The organism is Fundicoccus sp. Sow4_F4, from assembly GCF_052116145.1.
Taxonomy (GTDB): domain Bacteria; phylum Bacillota; class Bacilli; order Lactobacillales; family Aerococcaceae; genus Fundicoccus.
The window spans coordinates 224,460-238,363 of sequence record NZ_JBQKLQ010000004.1 but is presented as its reverse complement, the minus strand read 5'-3'; the positions used below and the strand labels follow the sequence as shown (position 1 = coordinate 238,363).

Here is a 13,904-nt window from a genome sequence, read left to right as displayed (position 1 = left end):
CTCACATGCTCAGTCCTTGCAGCTAGACAGCCTGTTTCGCCGTCAAGTTTAGGTGCCTATTTTGAAAGTGACTTGGTTTGCTTTTAATTGTTTCATGGTTTGAGGGCCAATGCCTCGTAGCTTAGCGACCTCAGCTTCGGTGACTTTTTCAAAAGCAGCAAATGTGGTCAGACCGATGTTTTCCAGAATCTCACGCGGTGATACAGCAATGCCAGCCAAAGGATCCGTCGCCGGCTTTGTTTGAGCGTTGGGAAATTCGATGACGTTCGTTGCCGACTTTGTCTGTGGCAACCTCTTGGCCTTACTTTTATAGGCATGCTTCAACCATGGATAAAGGTAGGCAGCCCCAACTAGGAGCGGAATCAGCGGGTACAAGGCCACACACAAGGATTCAAGACTATACAAATTATAGCTACCTGGATGACCTAACTTCACAATCATTTCGATTGGAGCCGCCTCATGCCTGAACAATTTACCCAACTCAGGATTTAGCTCCTTTAACGTTTGCATTAAATCATAGGCGTAATCCGTATGTTGCGTTAAAACCGACACACAAATCAGTGGCACAAGCAACATATCATCGTGCGCATCTTCCGGCACTTGCTCCAATAACCGCTTGGCTTTATCCCATTGATAGGTTCTAGCATAGATAGACATTAAACCATAACGTGCGCCCAGATTATCCATATCATTGTAATCAAATAAGTCCTGAAACTGCTCTTGTGCTGCTGACAATAAACCGACCTCTAATAGAAATTCGGCATAGATTCCCTTGAATTTCCAATAATGTCTTTCTTCCCAATTAATCCAGCCTGCCTGATCGGTCTTTAACCATTTGGCCCGTTCACGTTTTTCAATGGTTACATAGGTCTTTAATTGTTCAAGTAAATCATCATCCATTAATAATAATTCAGCTTCATAGTTATCCGGCCATAATTTCAATGCTTGTTTCAGCATCTTTTTTTGCTTCGTGCGATTCGACTCTCGACTTGCCTTGCGAACTAACAGCATAGATTCTTCCTCGGCTAATAATGGTTCAGTCTCATCCCACTGATCTTCTGCCTCGGGTGAAATGTTTTGTTGGTCCATAAAAGCTTCAACCGTTTCTTCAATTGACGAAAACTGATCTTGGTTGGCATCGATAAATTCCTGCAATAATCTGAAAATGTCATCATTAAAATGCATGTAGGCTACCCCCTATTTCCCCAATTATATCATGTTAAGAAAAGCATAACACTATCAATCTGGCAGAATAAATAAGAACATCCCATGGCCTTTACCTAAAATTTACCTATTCTTTACACGCTAAAAAGCTTTACGCGAAATTTACGCGTCATTTACAGGAAATTAATAATCTCTCGCTATACTTTAAGACGTCAGTCCAAACACATTTGTGTCAAAAATCATGACTGAAGCTTGTCAATTTATTTATAAAAAATCCGTCGACATCGACAGAAAGGAATCGATATGGCATCACATAGTGTTAAAAGAAAGCCCCGAATAGAGCCTTACCTTTATTTGGTTCCTGCTGGGATTATTTTATTAATTTTTACCTACTGGCCATTTTTCCGCACAATTTATCGTAGTTTCTTCATTACGGATAACCGTGGCGTGGAAAAAGTCTTTTACGGCGTAAAGAACTACACAGACTTATTCAGCTCAAGTTCCTTCCAGAATAGTATTTGGGTGACTGTTCAGTTTGTCGTCTTAGTTTTACTCGTCGGCATGTCGATTGGTTTTATTACAGCTCTCCTTTGTAGCAAAGCTTTTCCAGGCTTGCAAGTCTTCTCGACAATTTATGCCTTACCAATGGCCATTGCTTCAAGTGGTATTGCGATGGTGTTTAAAATTATGTTGAATCAACAAACTGGTGCCTTGAACCAAATCCTTGGGACAGACATTAACTGGTTAGTTGATCCACAATACGCCCTTTTCAGTCTAGCTTTCATTACTGGTTGGTTGAATAGTGGCCTCAACTTTCTTTACTTCAGTGCTGCCTTAGCCAATGTGGACGAAAGTCTGTATGAGAGTGCCTCCGTTGATGGAGCAGACGCTTGGAACAAGTTTCTCTATGTTACCTTGCCGAGTATTCGCAACATCACATTTTACGTGTTTGTCATCAATATTATTGGTGCTTTCCAATCCTTTGCACAAATCCGTATCTTGACGGCTGGTGGTCCTGGAGAATCAACCAACGTCATCGTGCATGATATTTACCGCAATGCCTTTCAAAACTTCCGTTATGGCTTAGCATCTGCTGAATCAATTATTTTATTCGTGATAATCGCAGTCCTCACAGCCATTATGTTTACTATTCAAGCAAGGGGGGCCCGTTCATGACACAAGAAGCACCGGTTGAAATAAACAAAGTCGCGATACCAGCTGATTTACAACTTGAACAAGAACGCTTAGAAAGACGAGCCTCGTTTAAAAATCTCTTGATCAAAATCAGCCTTTTAATCGTGAATACACTTTTAGCGATTGTGACTTTGTTTCCTTTGATATACGCCGTGGCCATGTCACTCAAATCGCCCGGCGAAATTTACACAACTGACTTCCAATTGTTACCAAACAGCCCACAATTTTCAAACTACGAAGCAGCCTTTAATACTGCACCACTTGGTCGCTTCATTTGGAATTCCTTTCTAGTGGCTAGCTGCATAACCATCGGGCAATTAATCTCTGGATCACTCGCTGCTTTTTCCTTCGAGTTTTTAGATTCCAGGTTCAAAGAAGTCATATTCGCTTTAGTTTTGGCAACCATGATGGTGCCAGGTGAAGCGACCATCGTTTCGAATTACTTACAGGTCGCTCGTTGGGGTTGGCTAGATAGTTACCATGTTTTAATTATCCCTTACCTGACATCGGCTTCGACGATTTTCTTATTCAGACAATTTTATAAGAGTTTTCCTTTTACTCTCTATGAAGCAGCCAAGATAGATGGCTGTAGTAATCTCAGATTTGTGTTTACAATTCTGCTACCATTATCAAAACCTGCACTAGGCGCGACTGCCGTTAACGCCTTTATCAATGCATGGAATATGTATATGTGGCCATTAATGGTCTCAGGTTCTGATAATTATCGAACGGTCCAAATTGGGGTTTCAATGATGCAAAGTGTGGATAGTCAGTCAATCGTCTTGATGTTTGCCGGAGTTGTCTTCTGTTTACTGCCCTCTCTACTGATTTTCTTAGTCGGTCGCAAAACGTTGGTCAAAGGATTGTTCTCTGGTTCAGTTAAAGGTTAACCAGCTTAGCTGGTGATACAGTCAATGTATCTAGCTTTTGTTTAGCAATATCATAAAGCAAGGTTTGGTCAATTTAGACCATCATTACTTATATAATAAGGAGCAAGCAAAAAAATGAAAAAATTTAACCTATTAAAAACAGTTACAGCGGCAGCAGTTGCTTTAACTGCATTCGTCAACATTGGTGCAACAACACACGTCCAAGCACAAACCGGTGAAAACCAAGACATCGTTTTCTGGCATGGTATGGGTGGTAACGCTGGAACTGCTTTAGAAGCTTTAGTGGAACAATTTAACGAAGAAAACGAATTAGGCATTACAGTTACTTCTGAATATCAAGGCTCTTATGATGACACAATCACTAAATTAAGAAACTCTTCATTAGGAAACTTAGAAGCTGATTTAGTTCAAATCTACGATATCGGTTCTCGTTACATGATCGACTCAGGTTTAGTAACGCCAATGCAAAGTTTTATTGATGCAGAAGAGTATGACCTTTCACAAATCGAACCAAACATTGCGGCTTATTATTCAGTCAATGATGAATTAATTTCGATGCCATTCAACTCTTCAACACCAATCCTTTACTATAATGTGGATTTATTTGAAGCAGCTGGCATCGAAAATGCGCCAACAACTCTTGCAGAAATCATCGAGATTCAACCTGCTTTAGTAGAAGCTGGTGCAACAATGCCAATCTCTTTACAAATTTACGGATGGTTTGTTGAACAATTTATCGCAAAAGAAGGCGAACACTTTGTTAACAATGGTAATGGACGTGAAGACGTTGCAAGTGAAGTTGCCTTTATCGACTCAGGCGTAATGGTAGAAGTATTAACTGCTTGGAACGATTTATTTGTTGCAGATGCTGCTCCAAACGTTGGTCGTCAAGGTGGACAACCGGAATTCGTTTCGGGCCAATCAGCGATGACATTAGGTTCAACCGCTTCATTGGCAGGAATCCTTGCTGAAGTAGACGGTAAATTCGAAGTAGGAACAGCTTATTTACCAGCCGTCACTGAAGATGGCTTAGAAGGTGGCGTTTCGATCGGTGGTGCTTCTGTCTGGGCATTAGATAGCCAAGATCCAGAAAAATCACAAGCTACTTGGGAATTTGTTAAATTCTTAGTTTCACCATCAGTTCAAGCTGAATGGGCTGCAGCAACTGGTTACTTCCCAATTTCAACTGCTGCTCACGATGAGCCAGTATTCCAAGAAAACGTTGCTAACTTCCCACAATTCCAAACAGCGATTGACCAATTACATGCCTCATCACCTGAATCACAAGGTGCTTTAGTTTCTGTATTCCCTGAAGCACGTCAAATCGTTGAAACAGAAATCGAAAACATGTTAAATGGTAATTCAACACCAGAAGAAGCTGCCCAAGCAATGGCAGACCAAATCAACACAGCAATCGAACAATACAACTTAGTTAACTACTAATTTTTATCGTCGACACTGCATCATGTTGAAACGATAAAGAGAAAGCTTCTTGCGGTTTACAACGTAAGAAGCTTTCTTCTATTAGCAGCATTTAAATACTCTGAAAGCGAGGCATAAATATGGCGAATGTTGAATTACGCGAAGTAACTAAATCTTATGGTAATCAAGGCACTTTGGCTGTCAAACCCTTAACTATTGAAATTAAAGATAAAGAATTTGTTGTCATCGTTGGGCCTTCCGGCTGTGGTAAATCGACGACTTTACGAATGATCGCTGGCCTGGAATCTATTTCTGGAGGCGGCATGTATATTGATAATGAACTGGTCAATTATGTAGATTCAAAAGACCGTGACATCGCCATGGTGTTTCAAAACTATGCCCTTTACCCTTATATGACCATTGCAGAAAATATCGGTTTCCCCTTAAAGATGCAAAAAGCACCCAAGGCCTTGATCAAAGAGCGTGTGAAAGAAGTGGCTGAAATCCTTCAGCTTACCCCCTTTTTAAAACGTAAACCAGATGCCTTGTCTGGTGGGCAAAGACAAAGGGTTGCTCTAGGACGAGCCATGGTTCGACAACCAAAAGTCTTCCTCTTAGATGAGCCTTTATCAAATTTAGATGCGAAACTGAGAGTCGAAATGCGTGCTGAAATTGTTAAATTGCACCATGAACTCGAAACAACCTTTATTTACGTCACGCATGACCAAACGGAAGCCATGACCATGGGCGACCGGATTGTTGTGTTACGCGACGGCCATTTAGAACAAATGGATACACCTATAAACTTATACGAATCACCCAAAACAAAATTTGTGGCTGAATTTATTGGGAGCCCTCAAATGAATGTCTTCCCCACTCAATTGTTGTATGAAAACCTAGATGTTGTGGCGGTTTCCTTCAACGGTAAAGGGGTTGAGCTAGGGCAAGCCTGTAAAGATCGTTTAAAAACGGATGTCATGGCAGAACAAATTTATGCCGGCATTCGCCCTGAACATCTGATTTTAACAGATGAAACAGATCCAGCTGCAATTCGTGTCCAAGTTGAAAGCATTGAGCACTTAGGTCATAACGTCAATGTCTTTTTCACAACCAGCGATTGTCCAGAGGCTTTGGCAGCGACCATCGCTGTTGAAGATACACCAGAAGTCGGTGACTTGATCTACTTAAAGGCTGATGCAAACCGTTGGCATCTCTTCGATCGCCATAGTGAACTCTCCCTACTTGAACCGCTTAGCCTCTAATATTAACAAATAGCCATCCTATTCCGTTTTCCGAATAGGATGGCTATTTGTGTGTTTGAAAACTCAATTGCTTCTAGCTTTTTCAGCAACTAAATTTAATTTAGTTGGCGGCCCTGTCACTTTGCATTAAAGATGGACTCATTTTGGGCGATACTTATGCTTCCTTAAGCGTCTTGACTCGTTTTCTTCTGTCTTGGCGGCTGGACATGTGCTTCCCCTGAGATCAATTGCTTACCATCTTGATTGGTCAATGACGTATCCAAGGTTATTCGGCCACGTCGGTCAATTTCTTTAATAGTCACAGTTGCGGTAACCGTATCATTAAAATAGATTGGCTTCAAAAATTTTAAGTCTTGCGACAAGTAGATTGAACCAGGTCCAGGCAACTGCATGCCAAGAACAGATGAAATAAAAGAGGCCCCCAATATACCATGGGCCACTCGCCCTTTAAACATTGATTGTTTGGCAGATACTTCATCGACATGAGCGGGGTTCAAATCGCCACTGATACCTGCAAATAGGACCACATCTGTTTCAGTAACTGTCTTTGTAAAACTTGCGCTTTGTCCAACTGTGAATGGTGAGTGCGTCATTTTTTTCGTCTCCTTTTATAATTTTAACTAAGTTCCTTTAACTAAGAGTGAAAGACACCCTTCAAAAAGGCCACTGTTTCTGCTAAGCATTGTTGTCCGGCTTCTGTATCGTAAGAAAATTGGTATTCGTGAATCAATTCCTCTTCTGTTTCAGTAAAGAATAAAGAGCTGACTGGCACTTCTAATGCCTCAAGTCGTTCGACAAAAGCTAGGCCCTGGGGCTCAAAGGAGTGGGTATTGCCATCCGTAATAAAGCTGGCTGGAAAAGAGGCTTGTAGGTGATCAGCTAAAGACGCTTCGAATAATTCAGCGCGTTCATTCCATTGACGGCTACCGATCATTGAACGCGACACAGTATTATAAAAAAAGCGTAACAAAGGACTTTCAGGACGAACCGTCGCCATCTGACTCATCGCAAGTGGTCCGCAATATGAAATAAAGCCTTTGATTTGCTTGTCAGCAAGGGTTTGCTCATAGCCGAGTGACTGACGATAGGCAGTCGCTGTTTGAAGTAAGACATATTGCCCGGCAATTTGAGCGCCTGCCGAATCACCTCCAAAAACTAGTTGCTCAAAATCAATCACTTCTGATAATGATTCGTCATGGATCACATGATTGACCGCTTCGTTCAATTGATCCAATTGACTGGGATACTTTTCATCTGGAGCTAGCGCATAATTAAAGGCAATAAAAGCGACACGCGTCTCAGCTACCAGATAAGTCGCCAATTCCAACATTTGTGATTTATTCCCTCCAACAAACCCACCACCATGCATCCATAGTACAACAGGAACTTTTTCATCTTCTGCTAAATCTGCAGGTAAGTAGACATCATATTGATTCCGAGCAAGTGTTGACGGGTAGGTTAAGTCTGTCGTGACGGTAACAGTATCAAGGACTCGATCATAGTGTTCCGGATGGGTGATGCCATAAGGTCTGTCGAATAATTGTTTGATTAAAAAAGCCCCGGGTCTTGGCGATAAATGCATGGCAGTCCCGGTTGCTATTGCCAATCCACCAATGGTTCCAACTGACCACAGGAAAACTTTGCGTATTTTTTTCAACTAGAGTGCCTCTCTTTCATTTCGCAGCTAAGACTGCTTGTGTGTGCGAGTGTCATTTCGACAAGCTTTATAAAAGATATGTTTTAAATAAATCTCGTTTGTGCATCTCATCTTTAAATAAGCTGTAATTTTCAGCCGCATCTTTAAAATATTGCTTGTAAAAAATACCATAGGCGATCATCGCATAAAATTGACTATCCTGATAGCTCTCAAGTTTGCGGTAAATATTCATAACTTGCCGATCGTTTAGATTGCCAGTCTGCAAATTATTGCGGTCTACTTTCATCTGTTTTTGGTTTTTCGAGCGTGTAATAACACTCAACACAATAGCAGCCGCAAAGATCAGCAATAAATATAGTAACATATAGACTCTTGACCCCTTTCAACTCTTTAGCAACTAGTTTAGTTTCATCGCTTCATAGTCACTTTTCAGCATGACATACTGGTGCATATCCCGGAAACTATCATATAGTTTGACTTGAGCTGGTTGCACAGCCACATGAGTGAAGCCGGCTCGTTTAGCTACCGCATTACTTGCATGATTTTCAATATCAGCATACAAATCTATCCGATTAAAGTCCAGTGTTTCGAAACCTATTGCCAGCATTGCTTTAACACTACGAGTCATAATCCCTTGACCATTATAAGCTGAATGAAGCCAATAGCCGATTTCAGCCCGTTGATTGCTTGCACTAACAAAGTGATAATTGATGGTGCCGACTAATTGCTTGCGGTAAGTAATTAACAAGAGGTAGTCTGTCCCTTCCGCCTGGCCATTCAGTTGAGACTTGATAAAAGCTAGTTCATCCTCAACAGTCTGTGTCGTATCCACGAAGGACAAAAATGGACGTAAATGTTCCCGGTCGCTATCCAGTAGGCGAAACAATTCCTCCGCTACAGATTGAACATGCGTCGGTGCTACCAAAGCCAGCTCCTCATCGATTGAATATTTAAATGGAAATCGATCCATCATACCACTCCTTCGTCCTTGTTTCACATTATTTTATCATGATTTAATGGACAATGCCTCTATAATTTAAGATGAGTGAAGCCGATTGGATACATTAACCATAGAGTAGACATCTGGCGCTCAACACTTGGAGCGATTGGCACGCTATCGGGCCGACTCTACGGGGACACTTGGTCCGATGCCCCCCATTGTGCCAACTCCACTGGGACACTTGGTCCAATGGACATTCCATCGGGCCTACTATACCGGGACACTTGGTCCGTTGAACCCTCCATCGTGCCAGACTAAAAAACTCCTAGCAGAGGATACCCGGCAGGCACCTTTCCACTAAGAGTTTAATTTAAGTCGTGTTTAGCTAGCATAAAAAAACGCGAACGACTATTTTCTTGCTGCTTATAATGCAGCAACTTCAGCCATTTCTTCTGCTGTTAATTCAAAATCAAATAATTCAAGATTATCTTTTTGACGACCTGCATCATGCGATTTAGGGATCACTACTACGCCGCTTTGAATTTGATAACGTAAGCTAACTTGAGCCCATGATTTATTATAAGACTTACCAATTTCAGTTAACTTCACTCGTGCTTCGTCGGATACGCCTGATAAAGGCCCCCAAGCTTCAGAGACAATCCCGTGCTGTTTGCCAAAAGCAATCACTTCATGATTCCAATGGCCGACATGCGACTGAATTTGGTTAACCGCTGGTTCAATGCGTGCATTATCTAACAGATACTGCAACTGTCTCTCATCAAAGTTTGACACACCAATGGCTTTAAAGACACCTTTATCCACATACTCTTCTAGAACTTTCCAGACTGAAACTATCTCATCTAAATCGTCCCAAGGATGATGAATCAAATACAAATCAATATAATCTGTTTGAAGTTGTTCTAAACTGAACGCAATACCTGCCTCAACAGCCTCACGTGACGCCGTATACTCTTCTTTACCCGGTAATTTAGAAGTTAAGAAAAATTCTGAACGGTCTAATCCACTCTTTTTAACGGCAGCTCCAATTACAGCTTCGTTACGGTAACCGATAGCTGTATCAATTAAACGATAGCCTGATGCAATCGCAGCATCTAATTCCGTAGTATCTCCAGTTATGTCACCATTATAATTATGGTCTTGTTTTCCGTACGTATTTGTCCCAGTTCCGATCATAGGGATTTCCACGCCAGTATTCAGTGTTACAAATTCCATTTAATCATCTCCAATCCACTGTATTATAACATAATTGTCTAAGGTGAACTAATGAAGGCAATCAGTAAGGCTTAGTATATTTTTCAAGAAATTTACCTTAAACTTAAGTAAGCACTTACAAAATAGGAATAGTAATCGTTCACACTCAGATTGCTTTCAATAGGTGTTTGTGATAACGTTATCATGAGGATTAAAGTAACATAACAAAAATATCGAGGAGGATTTTATGGATCAGTTTAAAGCATTAGTAGTGAAGGAAAGTGATGACAATATTGTTCATGGAATTGAAGAGATTACATTGGATCAATTAGACGAAGGCAATGTCTTAATTAAGGTTGCTTATTCATCATTAAATTATAAAGATATGCTGGCAGTACAACCTAAGGGTGGCGTTATTCGCCGTTACCCAATGATTCCAGGTATCGACTTAAGTGGGACAGTCGTTACTTCAGAAGACGATCGTTTTACAGAAGGTCAAGAAGTGTTAATCACAGGATACGACTTAGGAGTGAGTCATACAGGTGGACTTTCTGAGTATGCACGCGTAAATGCTGATTGGATCATTCCATTACCTGAAGGATTGAGCCTGAAAGACGCTATGGTTTATGGAACAGCTGGCTTTACAGCCGCTCAATCCGTTTATGCCTTAGAACAACACGGTCTTGCAGACAACAAGGATGCCCGTGTCATTATCACTGGTGCAACAGGTGGTGTGGGTAGTGTTGCCTTGCAACTCTTAAGTAAAGCAGGCTACACAAACTTAACGGCACTCGTTCGTAAAGACTATCAAGTTGAGGTTGCTAAAAACTTAGGCGCTCACCATATTGTCTTTCCAGATGACTTAGGTGATAAACGCATGTTAAGTCGTGCGAGCTATGACTTCGCTTTAGATACTGTTGGTGGCGATGTGGCTGCAACAATTATTCCACAGCTGGCTGACAATGGCAGCATCTCAATGTGTGGGAATGCCGCAGGCGTTAAATTAGAAACCAACGTTTTACCATTTATTTTACGAGGCGTGAACATTTTAGGGATTAATTCAGTGACAGAAACGAACGAGCGTCGTCTCCTATTATGGGATCACCTAGCAACTGACTGGAATATCAGTTCAGATGCGTTAAGTAATGAAATTACTTTGGATGAAGTTCCTTCAGTACTTGCTAAAATCAAAGACGGTCAACACCTAGGTCGAACAATCGTCAAATTCTAATTCTAATTAACAGACTGCCTCTTCTTCAGTGAGTGAGGCAGTTTTTATTTGAAAGAAAATAAGCCAAAAGACACTCCCTATGAAAAATAGAAGTCAGAAATTTATTAATTGTGCACTAGCCTCTGTTGCCGCAGAGTTAGTGCTTTTTTGGCTTAATACCTTAAAAAATTCAATGCAATTAACCAGCTGACAATGGGTCTTCTAGCTTGAACTGGCGTAGTCGTCCCAATTTTGCCAACGATTCCTATTTCCTTTGGCCCTTCATTCACTCATCCAAAACAAGCCTGCGCTGTCTTAAACTTAGACAGTGCAGGCTTGTTTTTTGAAAAAGGGACATCTTTTATCTTTTCTTCATTGTTTTGCGGATGTCTAAAGCAACAGCTGCGACAATCACAATTCCTTGGAAGACGTTGGTCATCTCAGGGGTAATTCCTAAGAATTGCAGACAGGTTTTTAATAATTCGAACACGAGTACACCAACCAGAATACCCGGCACAGTTCCGACTCCCCCGGCAGTTGAAACTCCACCGATAGTTGCGGCGGCGATGGCTTCTAATTCATAACCTTGTCCTGCAGTGACAGCTGCCGAACCCGTTTTTGCTGTTAATAGGAAACCGGCAACTCCGTATAACAATCCAGCTAAAGCATAGATGATAATCTTAGATTTGTGGGTGTTTACGCCTGACACTTCTGCTGCGACTTCGTTACCACCGATCGCATACATGTGTTTACCATAAACAGTGTAGCGGTATAAGACAAACATAATAATCCCCACTAGTAAGGCGATAATAGTCAAATAAGGTATTTGTAATTCGCCTAATCTGAAACCTTGTGCCCCAAAACGACTGTAGCCTGTATCTAATGAACCAATAGGAGTATTCTTAGACAGAATCATATTCAATCCGTAAATCGCAATTTGGGTTCCTAATGTCGCAATAAAAGGTGGCACAGATAGTTTCGCAATTACAATACCATTGATTAAACCAAAGAATAAACCAACGCCAATGGCCGCAACCAGTGCAACTGGAATCGAACTCCCTGCGATATTACCATAAAGAATCCCTGGCGCATCCGCTCTTTGGAGGAAGACAGCTGACGTGACGGCTGTTATTCCGACAATTCGCCCTGCTGACAAGTCAGTTCCACGGATAATCAAGGCACCGGAAACCCCTAGTGCAATAATAAAGCGGACTGAAACGTTGGATAGAATGTTTTTTAAGTTATTGAAACTGATGAAATTATTCGCACTAAATGATGTATAGATAACCATTAAGATGATAACCACTATTAACGCATTTTCAATTAGCCATTCCTTGATTTTTACTGTATGATTCGTTACTTTATTTGAATTTTCACTCACGATGATACCTCCAATTTAATCGATGTGCTTTAACTCGTCATGAAACGAGTCGCAAGGGACATAATTTTTTCTTGCGTCGCATCTTCTTGATTAACGAAGCCTGAAATTTCACCTTCGCACATCACCATGATGCGATTTGACATCCCGATAATTTCACTCATTTCAGATGAGATTAAAATGATTGATTTTCCTTGTTTAGCTAGAGCATTGATAATTTCATAAATTTCATATTTTGCCCCTACGTCAATTCCTCTGGTTGGTTCATCCAGTATGAATACTTCTGGACTTGTAACTAGCCAACGAGACAAAATAACTTTCTGTTGGTTCCCACCTGAGAGGTTTTGAATGAGTGTATCGCGACTAGGTGTTCTGACATTCAATGCTTTTATTTCTTGATCAACCATTGCTTTAACTTTAGATTCTTGAAGTAAGCCAATCGCATTCGTATAATTTCTGAGCGAAGCAACCGATACATTATCTGTGATCGATAGCACACTAAAAATACCTGAGTGACGACGGTCCTCTGTCACAAGTGCCAAGCCATTTTTAATCGCATCTTTTGAATCTTTAATTTTAATTTCTTTTCCATGGAGGAATAATTGACTGCCAGCTTCAATCGCCCGGATGCCAAAAATAGCTTCCATTAATTCGGTCCTTTGTGCACCAACCAAACCCGCCACTCCCAAAATTTCTCCTTTTTTTAGTTCAAAGGAACAATCTTTAAACGAGTTCATTCTCGGTGATGTAAAGTGTCTCACTTCAAGTATATTTTCTTCTTGAGGCGAGAAATCTCGTTCAGGAAACTGTTTATTTAATTCACGCCCAACCATGTGGCGAATAATTTCTTGTGTCGTAATTTTCTGTGCATCATAAGTGCCAACATATTGGCCGTCTCGCATGATCGTAATCTCATCAGAAATTTTCAAAATCTCATCCATTTTATGAGAAATATACACGATACCTAAGCCATCATCTCTCAGTTTATTAATGACTCTAAACAGATTAGCGACTTCGGTAGAGGTGAGAGACGATGTCGGTTCATCCATAATAATAATTTTTGCATCGTGAGAAATAGCTTTCGCAATTTCAACCGATTGTTGTTGCGAAATCGTTAAATCACCTAACTCTGTGTCAGGTTTAACTTTTAAGCCAATAATATCTAAATAACGCTGAGTCTCTTTGTTCATCTGGTCATGATCAACAAACAAGCCTTTCATTGGATAGTTTCCCAGAAAGATATTCTCGGCCACCGTCATTTTAGGAATCGGCTGTAATTCTTGATGAATCATCGCTACCCCATGATCCAAGGCTTCTTTTGAGTTAACAAAATTGATTTCTTTTCCATCTAATTCAATTGTTCCACTATCTCTGAAATAAATGCCATACAAACATTTCATCAAAGTTGATTTCCCTGCACCGTTTTCCCCCATCAAGGCGTGTACGCTGCCTCTTTTTACTGTCAGCTGGGCTTGGTCTAATGCTTTTACTCCGGGAAAGGTTTTATCAATGTCTGTCATGGTTAAAAGTACATTTTCATTCAATAGTTTTCACATCCTTCTATTAAAAATAAGG

13 protein-coding genes are annotated in these 13,904 nt (G+C 40.8%); 5 read left to right on the top strand and 8 right to left on the bottom strand.

Annotated elements, in window-relative coordinates:
* Positions 1-48: 48 nt before the first annotated feature.
* Positions 49-1,185, bottom strand: coding sequence for a tetratricopeptide repeat protein (locus ACTQ5J_RS08090; protein WP_441752209.1), 1,137 nt, complete (start codon positions 1,183-1,185; stop codon positions 49-51).
* A gap of 282 nt (positions 1,186-1,467) precedes the next feature.
* On the opposite strand from ACTQ5J_RS08090, the gene ACTQ5J_RS08085 reads away from it, so the two are divergent.
* The 4 genes from ACTQ5J_RS08085 (at position 1,468) to ACTQ5J_RS08070 (ending at position 5,932) form a co-directional block, all read left to right on the top strand.
* Entirely contained in the window at positions 1,468-2,340 is an 873-nt protein-coding gene (locus tag ACTQ5J_RS08085; RefSeq protein ID WP_441752207.1) for a carbohydrate ABC transporter permease, read from the top strand.
* Positions 2,337-3,248, top strand: a complete 912-nt coding sequence (locus ACTQ5J_RS08080) for a carbohydrate ABC transporter permease (protein ID WP_441752205.1) — start codon at positions 2,337-2,339, stop codon at positions 3,246-3,248. Before ACTQ5J_RS08085 ends, ACTQ5J_RS08080 begins: the two co-directional genes overlap by 4 nt.
* Before the next feature lie 114 nt (positions 3,249-3,362).
* Positions 3,363-4,691 carry an ABC transporter substrate-binding protein gene (locus ACTQ5J_RS08075; RefSeq protein WP_441752204.1) on the top strand — a complete coding sequence of 443 codons (1,329 nt, stop codon included), beginning with the start codon at positions 3,363-3,365 and terminating at the stop codon, positions 4,689-4,691.
* A 119-nt stretch (positions 4,692-4,810) separates the two neighbouring features.
* Positions 4,811-5,932, top strand: a complete 1,122-nt coding sequence (locus ACTQ5J_RS08070) for an ABC transporter ATP-binding protein (RefSeq protein ID WP_441752202.1) — start codon at positions 4,811-4,813, stop codon at positions 5,930-5,932.
* A 164-nt stretch (positions 5,933-6,096) separates the two neighbouring features.
* On the opposite strand, the gene ACTQ5J_RS08065 is transcribed toward ACTQ5J_RS08070, so the two are convergent.
* The 5 genes from ACTQ5J_RS08065 to ACTQ5J_RS08045 all read right to left on the bottom strand — a co-directional run bounded on the left by ACTQ5J_RS08065 (position 6,097) and on the right by ACTQ5J_RS08045 (position 9,762).
* The gene (locus ACTQ5J_RS08065) at positions 6,097-6,525 is read right to left on the bottom strand and encodes a MaoC family dehydratase (RefSeq protein WP_441752200.1); all 429 of its coding nucleotides are present in this window, start codon (positions 6,523-6,525) and stop codon (positions 6,097-6,099) included.
* 41 nt (positions 6,526-6,566) lie between these two features.
* On the bottom strand, positions 6,567-7,589 hold the full coding sequence (locus tag ACTQ5J_RS08060) for an alpha/beta hydrolase (RefSeq protein WP_441752198.1): 1,023 nt from the start codon (positions 7,587-7,589) through the stop codon (positions 6,567-6,569).
* Positions 7,590-7,656: 67 nt separating this feature from the next.
* The gene (locus ACTQ5J_RS08055) at positions 7,657-7,953 is read right to left on the bottom strand and encodes a hypothetical protein (protein WP_441752196.1); all 297 of its coding nucleotides are present in this window, start codon (positions 7,951-7,953) and stop codon (positions 7,657-7,659) included.
* 33 nt (positions 7,954-7,986) lie between these two features.
* A complete protein-coding gene (locus ACTQ5J_RS08050; protein WP_441752194.1) occupies positions 7,987-8,559 on the bottom strand; it encodes a GNAT family N-acetyltransferase in 573 nt (190 codons plus the stop codon).
* Between the two features lie 393 nt (positions 8,560-8,952).
* Entirely contained in the window at positions 8,953-9,762 is an 810-nt protein-coding gene (locus ACTQ5J_RS08045) for an aldo/keto reductase family protein (RefSeq protein ID WP_441752193.1), read from the bottom strand.
* Between the two features lie 226 nt (positions 9,763-9,988).
* Between ACTQ5J_RS08045 and ACTQ5J_RS08040 the strand changes: the two genes are divergently transcribed.
* Positions 9,989-10,972: a YhdH/YhfP family quinone oxidoreductase gene (locus ACTQ5J_RS08040; RefSeq protein ID WP_441752191.1), complete on the top strand. Its 984-nt coding sequence runs from the start codon at positions 9,989-9,991 to the stop codon at positions 10,970-10,972.
* A 340-nt stretch (positions 10,973-11,312) separates the two neighbouring features.
* On the opposite strand, the gene ACTQ5J_RS08035 is transcribed toward ACTQ5J_RS08040, so the two are convergent.
* On the bottom strand, positions 11,313-12,332 hold the full coding sequence (locus ACTQ5J_RS08035; RefSeq protein WP_441752189.1) for an ABC transporter permease subunit: 1,020 nt from the start codon (positions 12,330-12,332) through the stop codon (positions 11,313-11,315).
* Positions 12,333-12,361: 29 nt separating this feature from the next.
* Complete coding sequence (locus ACTQ5J_RS08030; protein ID WP_441752187.1) at positions 12,362-13,873, bottom strand: sugar ABC transporter ATP-binding protein; 1,512 nt, start codon at positions 13,871-13,873, stop codon at positions 12,362-12,364.
* Positions 13,874-13,904: the final 31 nt, after the last annotated feature.